Source organism: Nitrosomonas supralitoralis (assembly GCF_003011925.2).
GTDB lineage: Bacteria > Pseudomonadota > Gammaproteobacteria > Burkholderiales > Nitrosomonadaceae > Nitrosomonas > Nitrosomonas supralitoralis.
Genome location: NZ_PXXU01000030.1, coordinates 1 through 15,880, shown reverse-complemented (window position 1 = coordinate 15,880; position 15,880 = coordinate 1). Strand labels below are relative to the sequence as shown.

Here is a 15,880-nt window from a genome sequence, read left to right as displayed (position 1 = left end):
GCATTGGAAAGGCCTGTTTCGTCAGCACTAGGGCCAGACCGGAGTTTTGCGTGCCGACTTCAATCGAAATCGTGCGAACAGTTTGAACGTGGCAACCTTTACCTGAAGTTGGGGCTTAATAGCTAATCAAAATCCTGTGTTCTACTAATATTAATATGCTAACCGAACGCTGAGATTGAAAAAACGTCCCCGGCGGAACTGCCGAGTAATTTCATCACCCTGTGTAACACGAATTTCAGAATCCAGTAAATTCTGCATAGACAATTGCATTGATAGTCCTTTATATAAATTCTGGCTAAATACAAAATCCAGTTGATGCACCGGTTGTTCATACTTATCCGGCGCACCTAATACACCGGCAGCCAGGATGCGCTGGCTGGAAACGTTGTATAGCAAGGTAGCCTGCGTTTTCCATTTTGGATTGTCATAACCTAATTGAAAATTAACAATCTGTGCGGAATGTCCCTGTAGAGGTCTGTTGTTCGTCGTTTGCGCTTTAAGATTCTCGGCATTCAACTGAACATTGGATGTCGACCAAGTGTAGTTGCCACCGATATAAAAATTCTGCAGCTTAGGATGAACAAAATCCAGTTTCTTTAGTAGCTCTAGCTCAAATCCATAGATATTTGCTTTATCGGTATTCTGATAGGTATTAAGACCCGCAGTACCTGGAACCGCAACCAGCTCAATCGGCAGGGTCAGATCTTTCCAGAAAAACCCGGCAAAAATATTTTCAGTGGGTGATAAGTAATATTCCCAGCGTAAATCCCAATTGGTAATGGATGTTTGCTTCAAATTGGGATTGCCGACAGTTTCCTGATTGGTATTGATATCGGTAAAAGGGGCTGAGGATAATTCCCTGAAATCGGGTCTTGATAATGTTTGACTGAAGCCCGCACGAAGTTGCTGTTTATCGGTGAGAAATAAAGTGGCAACTGCGGACGGCAACATATCAACTCTGTTGAGTCTGGCAGTCGTAGGATTATTATTCAATGTAAAAGTATCAACGCGCTGATCATTGTTTTCCCAGCGCAATCCGCCAGTTATATTGACCCTGTCATACAACATCCAATCCATTTTTCCGTAATAAGAAAAAAGATCTTGCGAGGCATTGTACTTATCGCTGGGTCGCGTTACTTCGCGTAACTGAAATCCATTTGCACCAATATACTGAGGTCGCAATATACTCTCCAAAGATGGCTGTGCAAAAACAGCCGGATTAAATCCGTCCGGGCCAACTGGAAAATAATTGAAACGCTGAATACTTGAATCTCTGGTTTTGCTTTGAGCGATAAAACCACTGCCCAAAGTAATCTTGTGTTCGTGTGAAGACTGCACCGGCAGTTTTCCATCTACGCGCCAGCTCTGATCCTTGTCAACCAGGTCTGCAAACATGACCTGATTGTTATCCGCTCGCTGCGCAAAAAAGTAGTTGCCTTGCTTATCAGCGTCAAAACGGTAATCGCGTGTTTTAGGCTCATCCCTGTTGGCAGTTGCATTGGTATATAACCAGTTAATCGATAAATCCTTTAGCCAATCAAATTGATGATCACCGCCAACCTGCGTCATCAACAATTGATTGGCAAAGAACTTCAGTCGTGTTCTGCGAATATCATTCGTCTCGGCATCAGTAAAGCCCTGAGTGATTCTTGCTTCATCAAATGACTGGCGGAGAAACATGGACTTGGCGAAGAACCGATGATTGTCTTTGTAATGAAGTTCTGTCGCTGCATAGCCGGTAAGTTGCACTTCACTCCATGAGCGTTGCATATTGAAATCCTGAATCTTTCTTAAACTGCCGTCTTCTGTATCGGCAGCAACGAATGCTCGATTGACTTCATTTTGTTTTCTGAACTCCCTTTTCCAGCCAGCAGCGGCAATATAACCCAACCTGAAATCACCCAGCGTAAAACTATCCCCCATCGATGCCTGGATGCCAGCATCAGGTCCGCGTTTTTTATTATTGACATCCCATACTCCGGATAAATCTTCGCCAAACTTCTCAATCTGTTCAGGCGTTGAACCACTCGGATTAAAAATACTTGCAGGTTTTATGGTTTCACCATTTTGTGTTGCATTTGCTATCGAATCGGGCAACGCACGCGCACCATCGTCAAAACTGGTGAAATCCAGTCCTCCTCCTTTGTATGTCAGTCCATCTTGGAACGTAGTATTGTCATTAACGCCTACCTGCAAATTAAGATTGAAGAAAAATTCATCGGGAATTCCACGTGTTCGAAGCTCGACCGTGCCTCCTGCAAATTCCGCCGGGCGATCCGGAGAGTAGGTTTTTTGCACCAGCACACTTTCAAGGATATTGGTTGGAAAAAGATCGAGAGGAACTACACGCCGGGTTGCATCTGGGCTAGGAATTGCGGCACCATTTAACAATGTGGTTGAAAATCGTTCGCCTAAGCCCCGAATAAAAATGAATTGACCACCGACCAAAGTTAGCCCGGATGCTCTTCGCAACGCACTGGCAGCATCACTATCGCCCGCTCGGCTGAATTGCTCTGCACCTAGAACGGTTGAAACCGATCTTGCGTTTCGCTGTTCTTCGATCACTGAGGCAACAGTGCCTGCCAAATGTGGTTCCAGAACTACATATTCGGCCAATTCAACGCCTGCAGGGGTAAGCTTGAAACTTAGCTCCGTGGTTTGATCGTGGATGATTTCGACATCATCCTGCGTTTGGCTACTGTACGCGCTATGTAACAAAGAAACACTGTAACTGCCTGATGGAACAACCGCGATTACCCGGCCTTGCGCATCGGTTCTTAATTTTTGTTTGAATCCACTCAGAAAAACCTGAACATCCTTGAGCGGTTTCTGCGTTTCTGCGGATATCACTTGCACAGCGACAGTGCCTTCTCCTTGGTCTTGAGCATCGCTTGCTGCATCACCACTACCTGCCATTGTCCCTGTGGCTGAGCTTTCGATATTCAACAGAGGTTTCTTTTTATCAGGATAGAAGGTGATAAGAATTTGCACATTCTCAGCCGGATCCAGCGGTAAATCGAAGGTATATTTCTGATCCTGGGTTTGAATACTGAACTGATAGAATCCAGGCGGCAATTTTCCGGCAAGACTTCCATTGGCATTGGTTTTAAGCGCTGAATCGCCCTCTACAAGCCAACTGTAAGTCGATGGCGTAGCTTCGAAGATTAATGCTGCATTGGATTTATCATACGATTCACTGGTAATTGATAGCTCTGCATTTTCAATTGGTATTCCATTCTGAAATAAATGAATTGAAAACTCGGCTTTATCGGTATCGCCCCGTGCAATAGTGCTGGTTGAAGCAATCGCGATTAAACTGCATAACCATAAAAAATTTTTTAATTGTGTATTCATTTGGCGTATCAAGCCCCCTCTCCACTTACAGCACACTGGTTCATGGAGAAAATTCTTTAATTATTAAATGACGGAAAGAGCTGTCTCGAGCGGATGTTAAGGCGGCATAGTCAGCGTATGCATCAGGTACATTGCCACGGTTCGTTTTTACATACTTCCATCAAGCGGCGTAACTCAGTGGCTTTGCGAAAAAGCTCGGCATTTTTAAGATGATCCAAATGCTTATTCACTTCCGAAAAACGGCGGCTCGAAAAGAGTGCATAAGCCAGTGCATAGCGAACATCCTGGTCTTCCAATAAGCCGGTACGGTACAAGCTGGATTCCATGTTGGCGGCGCGCTCAAATTGATTTAGTGCCAGTAGAATGGATAATCGCTGCTTGAGTTTTACTTTCTGATCACTGATGCTTTCATTGAGTGTCAATGCCTTATGAAATCGACCTGCACGTCGGTATATTTCGGCAGCTTCAGCCTGCAGAGTGGAATTCGATAACGCGGCCTGTTCCAGGATAAAGGCCGCAGAATTCAAATGCCCTTGATCCAGATAGGTATGTGCCAGCAGCTTTGCTACCATTTCCTCATGTGGGTATTGCAAGCGCGCAACTTCCAGGATATTGATGGCTTCCTTATATTCCCGACTTAAACGCAACGCATTGCCGAATGCGACATAATCCGCAGCTGTGGCTTCAGATTGTTTAAAATACTCTCGACCTAACCTGATGGCTTCCTGATAGAGGCCCAGCTCGACAAAATAAAATACCTTACGCTTGAGAAAACGATAATCAGATGGAAATATCCGTTGTCCCTCATTCAATGTATTGATCGCTGCGGTGGCTAGTTGCAAATGCCAATAGGATTCCGCTTTCATGCTGATTAATACAGCATCTTTGTTGACCAATGAGCCTGCTTTTTCTATGGCTTCGATGGTGTTTTTGTAATCTTTAATCCCGAAGTAAGCTTGTGCCAGATAGATGAAGATCGATGGATCTTTTTGCCCATTTTTGACTGCTTGTTGCAAGCTATCTTTGGCTGCCTCAAGATCACTTAGTCCCAGATACGATAACCCTTGCAAAGTATAGAATCTGGCCAGATCTGTTTTTTTATTTCCTAAGTCGACACTCTGCAGGGCCAGCAAAGCGCGATCATGATGACCATCTTTTAACATGATGGCAGCCAATTCAATAAAATCAGTTGGCTGTGACTTCTTATCGGTTGCACCAACAGGGTGAGAGTAACAGCTCAGAGCGATGGCAACATAAATCACGTAATGAAGCTGCCAGATCCAACGGTTTTTCATGTCAACTGTCAAGATAAATCAAAGCGGATTTTTTGCTTGGCCCAGACACGTACCGTGTCGCCTTTGTACTTTGCCGGTTCAAACTGCCAGGCACGAATGCCTTGCAGAGCTGCTGCATCAAAAATTCCAGAAGGACTGGATTCCAGCACTTGTACTTGATTGACAGAACCATCGGTTTCCACTAATACTGACAAAACAACATAGCCCTTGACGCCTTTTCTTTTGGCTGTCGGCGGGTATTTGAACGATCCGCGTGCAATCGGTCTGGGTGGAATATCCACCAGATCGGCTGTCATGACGGCATTACCTGTTTTCCCGAGTAAGCTGTCGTCAATGTCGCGTTGCCCATTATTCAAGCCCAGCGATCCCAGATCAATGCCGGATAGCGCAGTATCCAACCCTTTGAAAGGAGTGGGTGCTTGTGGGCGAGATACCTGTCTTTTAGGCTCCACCTTCTTAATTTCTTTTTTGGGTTCTTGTTTGATTTCCCGGGTCATGCTGATTTCCGTCACTTCCTGAGGGGGTGTTCTTTCAATTTTTCCCAGGTAGTGATTTAATATTATGATCAATCCAAATACGAGCACCAGGCCAAATAGCATTGACACGGCTCCAGCAAAATGTTGTTTCATATTGATAGTTCTCATTTTCTTTACCCCGCTTCTTTTTTAGTTGCAACACCCACGCTTTCGGCCCCTGCCAAACGCGCCTGATCCACCACTTCCACTAACCTTCCTGCTGGCACGCCTTCATCCGTTACCACCAGAACAATTTTGTTGGAAGAAGTACTTAACGCATCGCGTAACTTGCTTTGTATTAACCATAGCCGTACTGGTTCGCCATCCATATAGGTGTCGCCATTACGATCAATGAATAATCGAATCGCTTTGCTCGATGCGGCTACGGCGCTGTTAGCCTTGGGGCGTTCCAGTTCCAGTTTCATATCCTTAACAAAAGTCGTTGTCACCATAAAAAAGATCAATAAGATAAAAACGATATCGATCAAGGGCGCCATATCGATGGTAGCTTCGACTTCGGCAGATTCTTTGTTTCTCATCATGAAGAACTCACTATTGGGTGATGACTAACGATCTGGTGGCACAGCAGATCCTTGACTTGTGAAAGATCCGACTCTATTTGATGCTGTTTCCGATTCAGGATACTGTGTGCCAGCAAACCGGGAATGGCGACTGTGAGTCCCATCTGGGTAGTAAACAAAGCCTGGGAAATGCCACCCGCGATACCTCCGGATTGAGAATACAGAGTCATCGTTGCTAATGAGTCAAATGTTTCGATCATCCCGATCACAGTTCCCAATAAACCCAACAAAGGGGAAATAATGATAACGATTCGTACCAAAACAGAAAATTTATTGATCTCTCTTTCATATTCATAAAAAGCAGCATCCAAATGACGTCGCAGATTTTTCACACCTTCTTTTTGCAACCGAACGCCTTGTTTAATGGCCTGCGCGACGATACCTTTGGCTGGTTGGTCATCATGCTGCTGGTAATATCTCAACAAGTCGCGTACACCTATTCTTCTGGGTGTTTTCATTACCCAGAATCGATAGCCCAGGCCATACCAAAGCAACAAGATGCACAGTACTAACGGAGGCATAACAATTCCACCTGCTACAAACAACTGTTTTATGATTTGAATATATTCCGGGAAGTCCATTTCAAGGGTTACCAAGAGCCAAGGCAGTTTCGTCGACATTGGGTACATTCAGTTCGTCGATATCGAGCGCACCACCCAGAAAAACATTGAGGATTTTGAGTGCTGAATATTCCATGTCTCGTTTAATATTTTTTGCCCAGGAGGACAGCAATGAACCCAACATCAAGGTCGGAATTGCTACGATCAAGCCCAGTTGCGTTGTTACCAGAGCAATTGAAATTCCATCCGACAACAGCTTAGGGTCGCCGGTGCCAAATTCGGTAATCATGTCAAAGGTTTCGATCATGCCGGTTACCGTACCCAGTAAACCGAGCAGGGGGGCTACGGAGGCAATCACCAATATCGCTGCACCAAAACGATCTAATGGGCCGGACTCCTGTAGAATGGCTTCGTATACAATACCTTCCATGTGATCTCGGTCATCTTTCAAATGGCGCAGGGTATAGTGCAATACACGTCCGATCGCGGATGAATTGTCTTCACAGCTTTTCTTGGCATCTTCCAGATCGCCGGAAGCTAATTGGGCGAGAATTTGCTCCGTCAATTGTTGGGTGTTAGAGCTGTTAGTCCGCAATAAATGTGCTCTGATCAGAACCAACAAGATTGCAAAACCGCCCAGCATCACTATGATCCAACCAATTGGGCCACCGGAATTAATAATGTTTATGATTGTTTTTTCAGGAGTCTCATCAATAGCACTGGTACGTGATTCAAATAAATACAATTGCAAAACATCTGGCTGTTCGTTCTTGCTCAAAGCTGCAGCGTTCTCTGCACCCGCATTTTTCCAGACCTTGAAATCACCACCACCTGCGGGAACCAGGCTTCCACCACCGTCGGTGCTCACTCCAAAAGCTGCAATATTACCCAGGTGAATCAATGATCCTTCTACCTGCTTACCGCTGGCTAAGAAAAAGTGGCCTGAAGTTGTTTGAATTGCACCGAGCTTCTGGAGTACAGACAATGCTTGCTTAAATAGAAAATCAACTTTGATGGGATCATTATCTTTTGCTTCCTTCATTGCCTCTGGCATTTCTATGCCATGATTTTTTAATGTGGCTTCTGCCTGCAAATATGTGGTTTCCAAAGCATCGCTACGTTCCATGACTGCGGCTTCCTTGTGCTCCGACTCGTTAAGTTGCGCGCTCAGTTGATCAATTTTGGCTGAGCGTTCGACCGAACTGCGTTCAAGCGCGTTGATTTTTCCACTCAGCGTCTGCTCCTCCCGATTGGCACTGGCTTGATAGGATCTCAAGCGCTCAGTCAGCTCGCGCTTCTGTGCTTCCAGAAAAGCATATTCGCGTTTATACGCCGTCTCCAAGCTGACAGTATTTTGCTTGGCCGCATTTTGTTTTTTTGGAGGAGCAGATTCAGGCTTTCTTTCTGGCACTGAAACGGGTGCATTTTCAGTGGTTTCTGCGGTTTTTTGATCTTGTGCCCAAGCAGAATTGAACAAGACGATGAACAGCGTCAGGATGGATAAGATTATTTTCATTTTTTCAACGGATTTGGTAATTCAAAATATCCTTGGCGAATTTGCTTCTTCAGTGAATCAAATAAATTTCGGATTCGTTCCCTGTCGCCGGCGCTTTCCACGACTTCAAACTTCCAACCTCCTGATGCCTGTTTTATAGCCATTCCGCTTTGGTTATCCTTGGTTTGGAAAAAAAGAAATACCGTACCCAGTTTCGCAATATCCACCAGCACTTTTTCTCCATTGAGCATTACTGTTTGCTGGTAAATGCCATTTTCTTTGCTTAGACGAATTTCATCTTCAATCAATGACCAGGTCTGGTTGACCGCCTTGTTTGGGTCTACTTGTTGATTGATCAGGTTGTTTTCCAAGTCATTAATAGCCTTGACGCGATCATCCATTTTGAACGGAAACCCGGTTTGAATATGATGTCTATATTCACCCAGCACGGCTAACAGAATCGGTTTCAGACTTTCACCTGATTGTTCCGCCTGCTTCGCCGTAACACCTAATTTTTCAATGGAATGTTGCAACTTCTCAATACTTAGTTTTTGCCGTCGTTCTTCAACACTCAAATCTGCCAATTGCGAATTGAGTGCTGACATTCTGCTGCCATGCTTTTCTTTATCAAGATCCAACTGTGTCTGGAGCGTTTCAACTTCGCCCCGAATTTTGGCCAATGACCTGGCCAGGTTTTCCAGACTATTCCCCATCACTACTGGGGTAGATAACAGTAAGATAATCATGCTGGAGAAGGTGGCCACTTTTTTTGAAAATTGATTTTTCATAAATTCCTCATAACAATGCTCATGCATACTACAAGTTGAATATTTCACTTTCATGACAATTGGGTGTCATTTAATTAATTCCTGCCGGGCTCATTCAGAGTCTATTTAATCAACACATGAGCTTGAATACTGAAGAATTCAATCTTCTAAGTTGTCATAAATCTTTTATATTGCCTCGCTAAGATAGGGATCCATGTCACTCAATAGCGAAATCACAGAATGATTAATCCCGAGATTAAAAAAAGAAAAGGCGCATTTCAGCTAACCAATACCAATTGGCACATTCGTGCGATTCAATTGATTGTAGGTATCCTGATGCTTGCGCTCTATTCGTGGATAGGTGCGGGTATTTTGAATTTAATTTTGAGTCTGCTTGATATTCTAAAAAGTGGATGGACGCATGTTGCCGAGCGCATCATTGTAGATATCGTGCTGATATTGGCATTGCTGGAACTGATACGTATCTTGCAATCCTATTTGGCACTGGGGCGTGTAAAAGTAACTTTCATTCTGGATGTTGCGCTGGTAGTGTTGATCGGAGAATTGATCGGACTTTGGTATAAGGAGTACACGTTACTGGAAGTCGGCATCCACATCGCTGCCATTACCATACTGACTTTGCTGCGTATTGTTTCCATCCGTTTTTCACCTGATGCTATTGATTGATTTGGTTTAAATCAAATACATCCATTAGTCTTGCAGGAGAAAAATATATGACATTCATCAGACTGTCATCAAAATGTCATGCTTTATTAATATTATTACAACATCTGATAGCTGATAATGAATTTTAATGGAGTAGTTGATGGCTGTAACAATACTGGTTGTAGAAGATGAACTTGCAATTCAGGAATTGATCGCGCTTAATTTAAAAAAGGCAGGTCATATAGTTTTATGCGCAGGGGACGCGGCACATGCAAAACTTCTGATTAACAATGTCTTGCCTGATCTCGTGCTACTGGATTGGATGCTGCCTGATATCACCGGTATAGAATTCGCGCGTGGTTTAAGGCGTGAGGCACGCACCAAAACCATTCCGATTATCATATTGACTGCCCGGACTCAGGAGAGCGACAAAATTGATGGATTAGAAGCCGGCGCAGATGATTACATTACTAAACCTTTTTCACCCCGTGAGTTACTTGCCCGGATTAAGGCGGTGCTGCGTCGACGTTTACCCGAAATGTCCGATGAAATTATCGAGATCGGTGGGTTAAAACTGGATCCTACGACACACAGGGTTCATGTGTATTCCGAGGATGATTCTACAAAACTCACAGAAATCATATTGGGTCCAACGGAATTTCGTTTGCTGCATTTTCTCATGGCGTACAAAGAACGCGTGCACACGCGCGCTCAATTACTTGATCGCATCTGGGGTGATCATGTTTTTATCGAGGATCGCACCGTTGATGTGCATATCCGCAGACTACGCAAAATTCTTGAAACCGTGGCTAAAGAAAGTCTGGTGCAAACCGTGCGTGGAACGGGTTACCGGTTTTCTGTTGAACGGAGCGAAGAAAGTATAGGATAAAACCGAGGGTTCTGTCGCAAATATTCGTAATGTGCAAAGTCACACTTATCTGAGGGCATTGACATCGGGTATATGCCGACAAAGGGTGAGCCAGCAACGCCAATCGGCAGTTTCTAAGAAAGCACAAAATCAAGAGCGCAATCATGTGATATGTGCTGTCAAAATCAGATCCTACACGCCTACTCCAGACACAATTAAATTTACACTACCCAATCTCTTCACGCCGCATCTCCATAATCTGCGCCGCGGTAGGCTTCATCCATGTCATCGCGATTGGCATGGGGTATTTCGGCCAGCGTGCTGCCATCATAGGGATTGAGGTCGCGCAGCATCTTTGCTCCCTTGCCGTGGCGCCATTGACCGTTGATCAACAGTTGGTCGAAATTTGAATAAGGCGATTGGGATGCTAATTTCTTTTCCATAAGGCATTCCTCATGCGTGTTTTCTTGGAAAATCCACTCAAAGTAAGCACATGGAAAATCCACTCAAAGTAAGCACATAACTGTGGATTAGAGTCGAATGATCGGTTTAATCGTGATGCCCTTCTCACTATCTTCAGCGGCCTGATTGATTTGATCAAGGGAATAGAACTTCACCAGCTTGTCAAAAGGAAATCTTTCCTTTTGATAAAGCTCAACCAGTGCTGGAATAAAAAGATCCGGCTTGCTATCGCCTTCAATGATTCCGATAATGCGTTTTCCTGTCGTCATCACCCCGTTTACATCGAAGCTCGCTTCGGTGCCCAACGCAGGTGCGCCGACAATGCCGCATGTCCCGCGGATAGCCAATGCATCAATGGCTTGGCGCAATACCACAGGGCGTCCGCTCGACTCCAGCGTGAAATCAGCGCCGCCATTTGTTATTTTGCGAACCGCTTCGACTGGATCGGTTTCCAGGCTGTTAATGGTATGGGTTGCCCCGAGTTCCATCGCCAGAGCTAAGCGCGAAGGAACCACATCGGCCGAGATGATGATGGTGGCGCCGGAGGCACGTGCTGCCATCACAGCACTAAGTCCCACTGCGCCGCCACCAAAAGCTGCAAAACTGCTGCCAGGGTTGACTTTAAGTGCGTTCATGACAGCTCCCGCACCGGTCTGAATGCCGCAACCCAGCGGGCCAAGAAGCTCCAAGGGCGCATCTTTGGGGACTTTGATGACGTTGCGCTCATGCACGAGCGCAAATGTGCCAAACGACGATTGCCCAAAGAAATGATCGTGAACTGGCTCTGAAGTATTACCTGTTGTAAAGGTTGACGTGCTGCCGTCCTCGCGTGCACCGTTGAAATTCAACGCATAAAAATGCTCGCAATAGGTCAAATCACCTCGTAAACAGGACTTGCAGTGGCCGCACCACATATAGGTCAGCACCACATGGTCGCCAACGGAAACTTTCTTCACATGGCTGCCAATCTGTTCGACCACTCCTGAGCCTTCATGCCCCAACACCACCGGCAGAGGCACTTCGTAAAGTTGGTCGCGCGCGACCATATCGGTATGACACATACCCACCGCTACAATGCGAACGCGCACTTCATCGGTTCGCGGATCATCCTGCACCAGTTCTTCGATAAGAAAAGGTCCACCCTTCTGACGAACAACGGCTGCCTTAATTTTTTTCACGGGCACCTTCGCTTTGGAATCGTTATTTCTTGTTCAATGTCAAAATGAAGCTAGCGTATGCCTGATTTTCCCGGCGCAAGGATGCCATTGGGATCCAGCGCTTTTTTAAGCGTTTTGTGAACACTTCTCTGCACCGGGCCATAGGTTTCAGCAACTTTATCCATGAATGCCGTGTTCACGCGATAAATCCCATACCCTCGCGCTGAGAATTCAGTCAGCAATTCATCGAAACACTGGTAGGCCGCTTTCGTCTGCTCTGGATCGGTCTTGTCGTACAGTACGTCGACAATATGATGCATATCTCGCATGCCGACAATGAATTCGCCGGAATAATCCAGGCCGTATTTGGCTAATATCTGCTTGGTCAGAGCCATTTGTTTCAGGGTTTCACTGCCACGGGCCTGAGAGACGGGCGCAAACCACATTGACCCGCCACCTCCACGCCAGTTATACAACGAAAATTCCGTGAGCGTCATATCTCCGCGCATGAGCTTTGCCCGATAAGCAAATGCGGGATCATCCGCTGCTTCCTGTTCCGTCAGAATCTTAGCTTTGCCCGATTGACCGAATGCTTGCGTCACGATGTTCCAATTCACATCAATTTGTTCCTGCGTGCCATAGAGCGCGGCATAAACATTCCAGATGCCCAGTTTGTGATCTTTCATAATCTGATACACCGCTTCATCTGGAATCGAGCCCGGCCCGGACACATAATCACTACGCTTGGCTTTTACGGGTGCTTCATAGAGCGCATGAGCAATGACTACAGCGTTTGGTATGACACCACTGATGCGCAGCGGACGAATCGTCTCCACGATCTCCACGATATCCTCTTCGTGTTGATATTGAATGACAAACGGCCTGAATGCCGGTGGTTCAGGCATCAACCAGAACCCGAATTTAGTTACGATGCCATAGTTGGATTGCGTAAAAATGCCATCCAGATAAGGGCCATACCCCCATTTGAATACCTGCCAGGTGTTAGAGTTGGGCATCGAGCCCATGCCTGTGCGCAATACTTCTCCATTTGCCAGCACAACTTCCATGCCGCAAGCAAATAAAAAGTGCTCGCCATAGGGTGTATAACCCACGCCACGATCCAGCGTATTACCAACTGGTCCCGCGATGGCGGAAGGGGCGGGCATGGATAGCCATAAGCCCAGCTTGTGTTCTTTGATGTAGTCGTAGAGTTGCTGATAGGTAACGCCTGGTTCGACCAAGGCATAAGCTAAATCTTTGTCCACCTCAAGAATGCGGTTCATGCGCTTCAAATCAAGTACCACCTGGCCGCGCTCCGCCGGGGCTGCGGCGCCGTAGCCCAGATTTTTTCCGGTGGAAATCATCCAGATCGGTACTTTGTATTGATTGCAAATCGCAACGATTTTCTGGATCTGCTCGACGGTTGTGGCCAATAGAGCTGCAGATGGGGTATGTTCGGCATCGGAAACCGGCATCATCGTCTTAATGTAAGGTGCAAGTTGTTCCGCGCTGGTGAGTACAGAAGCGTCGCCCAGTACCTTGCGAAAATCACTGATGGCCGCATCGAAGTCTTTTTCTGATACACCTTTGGGTAATGCGATATATTTACTGGTCATGCGGTGTTCTCCCTACACGTCGATTACAAACGAAACAAAATGTTTACCCGAAAGCCCATGATTATCCGGATAGCGGTGGCCTGATCGATATACAAATGCGCGGCTGGAACAAGAATCTTGATTCGCTCCAATACCCAATGCAGTAGCTACCACCGCATAGCCGGTAGCCTCTATCCAGTTGTCAAATCGGAGGTGTTCAATTGTTGTGCCCGTCGCTGCTTGGTCGAGATCAATGGAAGATTCATCTCTCTGGGATAAAACTGATTTCCAATCTTCTGATGCTCTCCAGCCAATTAGTTGACTGGCTTCCAGCGGAGAAACTCCGGCACAATGCAAATGAGTTGCGGGTTGCTCAGTCAGCCGATAAGAAGAAAAACCCGCTAGTGATGAGTCTTTCATGGCACTATCTACCACTGCTTGTCCAAGAAAATTTTCGACAATAAAGAAATCATGTTGGCTTTGGGTAAGCAGGGATGCCAATAATCTTCCCGCGCTGTATACCGGTGTTGCGGTAGTCCACATATGTCTCATAGGAAAGGAAGCATCAGTACCGGATGAAGAAGAATGTGAGCCCAATGAAAGCAGACGTCCTTCAAAATTCCGTACCATTTCGGTGAATATGGCTGCACTGCCATGATCCATTATGGCAATCCAACGCATATTACTAGATTGCATCAATAAATCCACGATGCGTAGTGGGTTGGTTAATAGCTCGTCTTCTAATTTAAATGTCGGCAATGTACCTTGACGGTAACTGGAATAGTGGGTGCAAGCGGTCTGAGCACCTTTGGCGAATGCTTCGTCTAGAGGGGTATTCCCCAGTAACAGCTGGCAATTGCGCGTACTACCGGAAAATGTTTGGCTGAGGGATACTGCTTGAGTGACTGTAGGAATGCCGAAAGCTAACAAGGTCCCACCAGTGAGCATGCCTTTAATGAGGCTACGTCGTGTTTCATTCATGGGGTCTGACCTCCTTAATGCGGGACTTCTTTTTTTGAAATAAAATCCGCCAGTTTTGCTAATGACTCGTCGTCGATTTCTGAAATACGAAAGGCGGGCATGGCACGATTTCCATTGCGAACGATTGTGCGGATATATTTTGTGGGAAGTTCGCGATTGCGAATTTGCGGCCCGACTTGGGCTTCATGACAATATGCGCAAATTTTGGCGTAAATTTCTGCGCCATCCTTCCACGCAAAGCCTGAACTGTTTTTCTCTTCTTGCGCTGACCATGCATTGCTTGTCGCAAAAATGATTGAGACCATACAACTGAATAGCCAACTTCTCAATTTTGTTTTTTTCATACTGATTCCCCAGTATTTCAGTAAGATTGATAATAAGCTGACAGCTTTGTGGCGTTAATTCAAATACTCATAATGGATTGGCCGACAATAACATATCAGCAGTAAAATTCCATGACCCTAATACCACAGGAAGCCCGTCACTTTTCTCCCCATAACCTCATCATTAAATACAACCTTTGGTATTGGAGTGTCGGCGCAAGCGATACCATAACAAACATGTAAAGGTAATAAATGTTCTTCTGTTGGATGACAAAATCGGGCAGATGGTGCCTTTTCCCATTCAATCAATCGTTGTTCACGCTCTTCAGATAAAATCACTGTACTGGTACATGTTTCAATCAACCAGTGATCAAATTCCTCATTTTCTTTGCTGCAATCGATATCGCTCGAGAAAAATGTTTTCAAATTATGAAACGACATGCCTGAACCGACAATCAGTACATTTTTTTCACGCACAGAAGCAATAGCTTTTCCAAGGGATATATGCTTTTCGGGATCTAAATTCTTAAGTAAAGATAATTGAATGCACGGAATTTGCGCCTGCGGATACATTAGCTTGAGCGGCACAAACAACCCATGATCAAAACCTCGCCGGTCATCAAGTTTCGCTGGAATACCATTCTCTGCTATCAACTCAAAGATATCTTTTGCTAACTCCGGATGACCAGCTGCAGCATACTGAATCTCATAAGCTTCGGCAGGAAATCCATAATAGTCATAAATTATTTCAGGATGATTACCACTTGTTATCGTTGCTTGGTCTTCTTCCCAGTGAGCACTGATAACTAAAATCGCTGATGGCTCACCCAGTTCACTGGCAATTTCTTTAAGAAAAGAAACCATCTTTTCATGCCCTCTGTCACCAAGAATAGGTAATGGACCACCGCCGTGCGGTAAATACAGAACGGGTGAAAGCGATTGTGATACTTGGCTTGTCATCGTAAAGAACTTCCATTAATGGAGAACGCGAGCATTTGGTTAAGCCGGTGTAGTATTATTTTAATGACCTATTCGCGGCATAATTTGCTGGCTACTTGCGCGACATGAGCACCCTGGAAGCGTGCAATTTTTATTTCATTGTCTGATGGCAGGCGTTTGCCATCGCCACCGGCCAACGTGCTTGCTCCGTAAGGCGACCCGCCGGTGATTTCACTCATGTTCATGATCTCCTGGCAGGAATAGGGAACACCCACGATGATCATGCCGTGATGGAGCAAAGTGGTATGAAAAGAGGTAATCG

At 45.6% G+C, this 15,880-nt stretch carries 16 protein-coding genes; 2 read left to right on the top strand and 14 right to left on the bottom strand.

Going from position 1 to position 15,880, the window contains the following annotated elements:
• Positions 1-150 precede the first annotated feature (150 nt).
• The 7 genes from C7H79_RS10525 to C7H79_RS10495 form a co-directional block, all read right to left on the bottom strand.
• Positions 151-3,354 (bottom strand): TonB-dependent receptor, encoded by a 3,204-nt coding sequence (locus tag C7H79_RS10525; protein WP_106707226.1) that lies wholly within the window; start codon positions 3,352-3,354, stop codon positions 151-153.
• Positions 3,355-3,476: 122 nt separating this feature from the next.
• The gene (locus C7H79_RS10520; RefSeq protein WP_106707225.1) at positions 3,477-4,649 is read right to left on the bottom strand and encodes a tetratricopeptide repeat protein; all 1,173 of its coding nucleotides are present in this window, start codon (positions 4,647-4,649) and stop codon (positions 3,477-3,479) included.
• An 8-nt stretch (positions 4,650-4,657) separates the two neighbouring features.
• Entirely contained in the window at positions 4,658-5,278 is a 621-nt protein-coding gene (locus C7H79_RS10515) for an energy transducer TonB (protein WP_106707224.1), read from the bottom strand.
• A 20-nt stretch (positions 5,279-5,298) separates the two neighbouring features.
• Positions 5,299-5,706: an ExbD/TolR family protein gene (locus C7H79_RS10510; protein WP_242447251.1), complete on the bottom strand. Its 408-nt coding sequence runs from the start codon at positions 5,704-5,706 to the stop codon at positions 5,299-5,301.
• Complete coding sequence (locus C7H79_RS10505) at positions 5,703-6,365, bottom strand: MotA/TolQ/ExbB proton channel family protein (RefSeq protein WP_242447250.1); 663 nt, start codon at positions 6,363-6,365, stop codon at positions 5,703-5,705. Before C7H79_RS10505 ends, C7H79_RS10510 begins: the two co-directional genes overlap by 4 nt.
• Entirely contained in the window at positions 6,328-7,821 is a 1,494-nt protein-coding gene (locus tag C7H79_RS10500) for a MotA/TolQ/ExbB proton channel family protein (protein ID WP_106707222.1), read from the bottom strand. Before C7H79_RS10500 ends, C7H79_RS10505 begins: the two co-directional genes overlap by 38 nt.
• Positions 7,818-8,588 (bottom strand): DUF3450 domain-containing protein, encoded by a 771-nt coding sequence (locus C7H79_RS10495; RefSeq protein ID WP_242447249.1) that lies wholly within the window; start codon positions 8,586-8,588, stop codon positions 7,818-7,820. The genes C7H79_RS10500 and C7H79_RS10495 overlap by 4 nt, the downstream gene beginning before the upstream one ends.
• A gap of 219 nt (positions 8,589-8,807) precedes the next feature.
• On the opposite strand from C7H79_RS10495, the gene C7H79_RS10490 reads away from it, so the two are divergent.
• Complete coding sequence (locus C7H79_RS10490) at positions 8,808-9,254, top strand: phosphate-starvation-inducible PsiE family protein (RefSeq protein WP_106707220.1); 447 nt, start codon at positions 8,808-8,810, stop codon at positions 9,252-9,254.
• 139 nt (positions 9,255-9,393) lie between these two features.
• Positions 9,394-10,122: a phosphate regulon transcriptional regulator PhoB gene (gene phoB, locus C7H79_RS10485; protein ID WP_106707219.1), complete on the top strand. Its 729-nt coding sequence runs from the start codon at positions 9,394-9,396 to the stop codon at positions 10,120-10,122.
• Between the two features lie 218 nt (positions 10,123-10,340).
• Here phoB and C7H79_RS10480 read toward each other — a convergent pair whose 3' ends face one another.
• The 7 genes from C7H79_RS10480 to C7H79_RS10450 form a co-directional block, all read right to left on the bottom strand.
• Positions 10,341-10,544 (bottom strand): hypothetical protein, encoded by a 204-nt coding sequence (locus tag C7H79_RS10480; RefSeq protein WP_242447248.1) that lies wholly within the window; start codon positions 10,542-10,544, stop codon positions 10,341-10,343.
• An 87-nt stretch (positions 10,545-10,631) separates the two neighbouring features.
• A complete protein-coding gene (locus C7H79_RS10475; RefSeq protein WP_106707246.1) occupies positions 10,632-11,741 on the bottom strand; it encodes an NAD(P)-dependent alcohol dehydrogenase in 1,110 nt (369 codons plus the stop codon).
• Between the two features lie 50 nt (positions 11,742-11,791).
• Positions 11,792-13,336, bottom strand: a complete 1,545-nt coding sequence (locus C7H79_RS10470; protein ID WP_106707218.1) for an FAD-binding oxidoreductase — start codon at positions 13,334-13,336, stop codon at positions 11,792-11,794.
• Between the two features lie 12 nt (positions 13,337-13,348).
• Positions 13,349-14,296: a hypothetical protein gene (locus C7H79_RS10465; protein WP_106707217.1), complete on the bottom strand. Its 948-nt coding sequence runs from the start codon at positions 14,294-14,296 to the stop codon at positions 13,349-13,351.
• A gap of 14 nt (positions 14,297-14,310) precedes the next feature.
• The gene (locus C7H79_RS10460; RefSeq protein ID WP_106707216.1) at positions 14,311-14,640 is read right to left on the bottom strand and encodes a c-type cytochrome; all 330 of its coding nucleotides are present in this window, start codon (positions 14,638-14,640) and stop codon (positions 14,311-14,313) included.
• 117 nt (positions 14,641-14,757) lie between these two features.
• Positions 14,758-15,483: a DODA-type extradiol aromatic ring-opening family dioxygenase gene (locus C7H79_RS10455; protein ID WP_242447247.1), complete on the bottom strand. Its 726-nt coding sequence runs from the start codon at positions 15,481-15,483 to the stop codon at positions 14,758-14,760.
• Positions 15,484-15,647: 164 nt separating this feature from the next.
• The coding region (locus tag C7H79_RS10450; RefSeq protein WP_508278633.1) for an NADPH-dependent FMN reductase family protein at positions 15,648-15,880 on the bottom strand (233 nt) is incomplete at its 5' end.

Excerpts from the sequence above, each read along its gene's own strand:
- C7H79_RS10495 (WP_242447249.1), bottom strand. The coding sequence starts at position 8,588 with ATGAAAAATCAATTTTCAAAAAAAGTGGCCACCTTCTCCAGCATGATT.
- phoB (WP_106707219.1), top strand. The coding sequence starts at position 9,394 with ATGGCTGTAACAATACTGGTTGTAGAAGATGAACTTGCAATTCAGGAA.
- C7H79_RS10480 (WP_242447248.1), bottom strand. The coding sequence starts at position 10,544 with ATGGAAAAGAAATTAGCATCCCAATCGCCTTATTCAAATTTCGACCAA.
- C7H79_RS10465 (WP_106707217.1), bottom strand. The coding sequence starts at position 14,296 with ATGAATGAAACACGACGTAGCCTCATTAAAGGCATGCTCACTGGTGGG.
- C7H79_RS10515 (WP_106707224.1), bottom strand. The coding sequence starts at position 5,278 with ATGAAACAACATTTTGCTGGAGCCGTGTCAATGCTATTTGGCCTGGTG.
- C7H79_RS10500 (WP_106707222.1), bottom strand. The coding sequence starts at position 7,821 with ATGAAAATAATCTTATCCATCCTGACGCTGTTCATCGTCTTGTTCAAT.
- C7H79_RS10520 (WP_106707225.1), bottom strand. The coding sequence starts at position 4,649 with ATGAAAAACCGTTGGATCTGGCAGCTTCATTACGTGATTTATGTTGCC.
- C7H79_RS10455 (WP_242447247.1), bottom strand. The coding sequence starts at position 15,483 with ATGGTTTCTTTTCTTAAAGAAATTGCCAGTGAACTGGGTGAGCCATCA.
- C7H79_RS10470 (WP_106707218.1), bottom strand. The coding sequence starts at position 13,336 with ATGACCAGTAAATATATCGCATTACCCAAAGGTGTATCAGAAAAAGAC.
- C7H79_RS10505 (WP_242447250.1), bottom strand. The coding sequence starts at position 6,365 with ATGTCGACGAAACTGCCTTGGCTCTTGGTAACCCTTGAAATGGACTTC.
- C7H79_RS10510 (WP_242447251.1), bottom strand. The coding sequence starts at position 5,706 with ATGATGAGAAACAAAGAATCTGCCGAAGTCGAAGCTACCATCGATATG.
- C7H79_RS10490 (WP_106707220.1), top strand. The coding sequence starts at position 8,808 with ATGATTAATCCCGAGATTAAAAAAAGAAAAGGCGCATTTCAGCTAACC.
- C7H79_RS10460 (WP_106707216.1), bottom strand. The coding sequence starts at position 14,640 with ATGAAAAAAACAAAATTGAGAAGTTGGCTATTCAGTTGTATGGTCTCA.
- C7H79_RS10525 (WP_106707226.1), bottom strand. The coding sequence starts at position 3,354 with ATGAATACACAATTAAAAAATTTTTTATGGTTATGCAGTTTAATCGCG.